The 2,795-nt window shown below is 61.4% G+C and carries 4 protein-coding genes; all 4 read left to right on the top strand.

Annotated elements, in window-relative coordinates; genetic code table 11:
* Nucleotides 1-102: 102 nt before the first annotated feature.
* The 4 genes from ACK1VC_RS00500 to ACK1VC_RS00515 all read left to right on the top strand — a co-directional run bounded on the left by ACK1VC_RS00500 (nucleotide 103) and on the right by ACK1VC_RS00515 (nucleotide 2,764).
* Nucleotides 103-1,113, top strand: a complete 1,011-nt coding sequence (locus ACK1VC_RS00500) for a class 1 fructose-bisphosphatase (protein WP_012274595.1) — start codon at nucleotides 103-105, stop codon at nucleotides 1,111-1,113.
* A 3-nt stretch (nucleotides 1,114-1,116) separates the two neighbouring features.
* On the top strand, nucleotides 1,117-1,713 hold the full coding sequence (locus tag ACK1VC_RS00505; protein WP_016489587.1) for a DUF924 family protein: 597 nt from the start codon (nucleotides 1,117-1,119) through the stop codon (nucleotides 1,711-1,713).
* Between the two features lie 227 nt (nucleotides 1,714-1,940).
* Nucleotides 1,941-2,195 (top strand): outer membrane protein assembly factor BamE domain-containing protein, encoded by a 255-nt coding sequence (bamE, locus tag ACK1VC_RS00510; RefSeq protein WP_003249234.1) that lies wholly within the window; start codon nucleotides 1,941-1,943, stop codon nucleotides 2,193-2,195.
* On the top strand, nucleotides 2,192-2,764 hold the full coding sequence (locus ACK1VC_RS00515; protein ID WP_191087062.1) for a lipocalin family protein: 573 nt from the start codon (nucleotides 2,192-2,194) through the stop codon (nucleotides 2,762-2,764). Before bamE ends, ACK1VC_RS00515 begins: the two co-directional genes overlap by 4 nt.
* Nucleotides 2,765-2,795: the final 31 nt, after the last annotated feature.

Consider the following 2,795-nt stretch of genomic DNA (forward strand, 5'->3'; position numbering starts at 1 on the left):
TGTGCCGTCTGAGAGCCGTGGCGAGTCTCATTGCTCGCTAGCCTGCCACTCTCCCTGTAAACTGCGGGGGTTTTTACTCCCACAATCCTTTCGGAGCCATACATGTCCCGCGTTACCCTGAGTCGCTATCTGATTGAGCAGACCCGCAGCAACAATACCCCTGCCGATCTGCGCTTCCTGATCGAAGTGGTGGCGCGTGCGTGCAAGGAAATCAGCCATCACGTGTCCAAAGGCGCCCTCGGTGGCGTGCTGGGCAGCATGGGCACTGAAAACGTGCAGGGCGAAGTCCAGAAGAAACTGGACGTGATTTCCAACGATATCCTGCTGGAAGCCAACGAGTGGGGCGGCCACCTGGCCGGCATGGCCTCCGAAGAAATGGACAACGCCTACCAGATTCCGGGCAAGTACCCGAAAGGTGCGTACCTGCTGGTCTTCGACCCATTGGACGGTTCTTCGAACATCGACGTCAACGTATCGGTCGGTACCATCTTCTCGGTGCTGCGTTGCCCTAACCAGTACCTGAGCCAGAACGAAAGCCTCAACGAAGAAGCCTTCCTGCAGCCAGGCACCGAGCAGGTCGCCGCCGGTTACGCCATCTACGGCCCGCAGACCATGCTGATCCTGACCTTGGGCAACGGCGTCAAGGGCTTCACCCTGGACCGTGAACTGGGCAGCTTCGTCCTGACCCACGAAAACATCCAGGTGCCGGCAACCACCGCCGAATTCGCCATCAACATGTCCAACCAGCGTCACTGGGAAGCCCCGGTACAACGCTACGTGGGCGAACTGCTGGCCGGCGAAACCGGCCCGCTGAAAAAGAACTACAACATGCGCTGGATCGCCTCGATGGTGGCCGATGTGCACCGCATCCTGACCCGTGGCGGTCTGTTCATGTACCCACGTGACGCCCGCGAGCCAAGCAAGCCGGGCAAGCTGCGCCTGATGTACGAAGCCAACCCGATGTCGTTCATTATCGAACAGGCAGGCGGCGCCTCTACCAACGGTTACGATCGCATCCTCGACATCAAGCCAGAGAGCCTGCACCAGCGCGTGTCGGTGATCCTTGGCTCGAAGGAAGAAGTAGAGCGCGTCACCGCCTACCACAAGGAGTAAGTCATGCTCGCACCTTGGCAGCCGTTGCTGGAATGGTGGTTCGGTTGGGGCACCAGTGCCCAGGCCGTGGCTGACGAGAAGAGCACGCTGTGGTTCGGCAAGCACCACGATGCCGATGCCCATGCGCTGTTTGGCGACCTGGTCGAGCACGCCTTGGCGGGCGGGCTCGATGAATGGCAGCAAAGCCCGCAGGGCTGGCTGGGCCTGTTGATCTTGCTGGACCAGTTGCCGCGCATGATCTACCGCGACACGCCGCGCGCCTTCGAGGGCGACCGGCGCGCCCAGGTGGTGGCGATGCAGGGCCTGCAGAAGGGCTGGGACTACCAGTTGCTGCCGATACAGCGTGTGTTCGTGCTGCTGGTGCTGGAGCATGCCGAGGTGCTGGACTGGCAGAACCTGTGTGTCGAGCGCTATCAGTTGTTGCTGGACGAGCAGCCCGAAGCCAGCCGGCGGCTGTTCGAAGGCTTCCTGGACTATGCCGAGCAGCACCAGCGGGTGATTGCCCGGTTTGGTCGCTTCCCGCACCGCAACCTGGTGCTTGAGCGGCCAAGCACCAGCGAAGAGATGGACTTTTTGCTGGAGCCTGGGTCCAGGTTCTGATGCCCACGGGGCCTGCTACGCAGGCCATCGCGATGCGAGGCCGCACCTGCAAGGGTGCGGCCTTTTTATTGGGAAGTGATTAATGCTTTGTGATTAATCGCACAGTAGTGGCCATCCGACCAATGGTGTAGGGGTAAAGTGGGTAGGGCAGGGAACCTGGGAGGGATTTTCCCGTCGAAGGTCACTGCAGGCCACTCGCCTGTTTCCCCTCTTCAGGAGTGTCCTTCATGTCGTTGCGTTCCCTCGCCCTGTTGTCGCTGTGCGTCGTCCTGACTGCCTGCAGCAAGATCAACCAGGAAAACTATTCCAAGATCAAGGCCGGTATGAACAAGGCCGAGGTCGAGCAGTTGCTCGGTACGCCGACCGAGTGCTCTGGCGCGCTGGGCATGAGCAGCTGCACCTGGGGGGACGAGAAGAGCTTCATCAGCGTGCAGTACGCGGCTGACAAGGTGCTGATGTATTCAGGGCAGGGCCTCAAATGAGGCGTCTGTACCTGCTGATGGGGGTATGCCTGGCATTGCTGCTGGGCGGTTGTGCAGGCTCCGTGCACGACCCGCTGGCGCCGAAGACCGCTGGCAACGTCGACCTCAAGCGCTACCAGGGCAAATGGTTCGAGCTGGCGCGCCTGCCCATGCGCTACCAGACCGGCTGCGAGCAGTCCGAGGCGCATTACAACCTCAAGCCTGATGGCACGTTTGGTGTGCTCAACCGCTGCCGCACCATGGGTGATGAGTGGCTGCGTGCCGAGGGGCACGCAAGCATCCAGGAGCCGGGGCACACCGACAAGCTGTGGGTAGAGTTCGATAACTGGTTCACCAGGCTGGTGCCTGGCGTGGCGCGGGGCGAATACTGGATTCTGTACGTGGACGATCGCTACCGCACGGCTGTGGTCGGCAGCCCGGACCGCAAGTACCTGTGGATACTGTCACGCACGCCGACGTTGCCGGCCTGGGAGCGCGAGCACCTGCTGGCCAAGGCACGCCAGCAGGGGTATGACACCAGCCGGCTTATCTGGCGGGCGTCCGATCAGCAAATCGTAAAAATGCACTGATTTTTGGGGCCGCTTTGCGGCCCTTTCGCGG

Source organism: Pseudomonas sp. XP2, from assembly GCF_053557975.1.

Bases quoted from the DNA above. Each gene is read 5' to 3' on its own strand.
- ACK1VC_RS00500 (WP_012274595.1), top strand. From the start codon at position 103: ATGTCCCGCGTTACCCTGAGTCGCTATCTGATTGAGCAGACCCGCAGC.
- ACK1VC_RS00505 (WP_016489587.1), top strand. From the start codon at position 1,117: ATGCTCGCACCTTGGCAGCCGTTGCTGGAATGGTGGTTCGGTTGGGGC.
- bamE (WP_003249234.1), top strand. From the start codon at position 1,941: ATGTCGTTGCGTTCCCTCGCCCTGTTGTCGCTGTGCGTCGTCCTGACT.
- ACK1VC_RS00515 (WP_191087062.1), top strand. From the start codon at position 2,192: ATGAGGCGTCTGTACCTGCTGATGGGGGTATGCCTGGCATTGCTGCTG.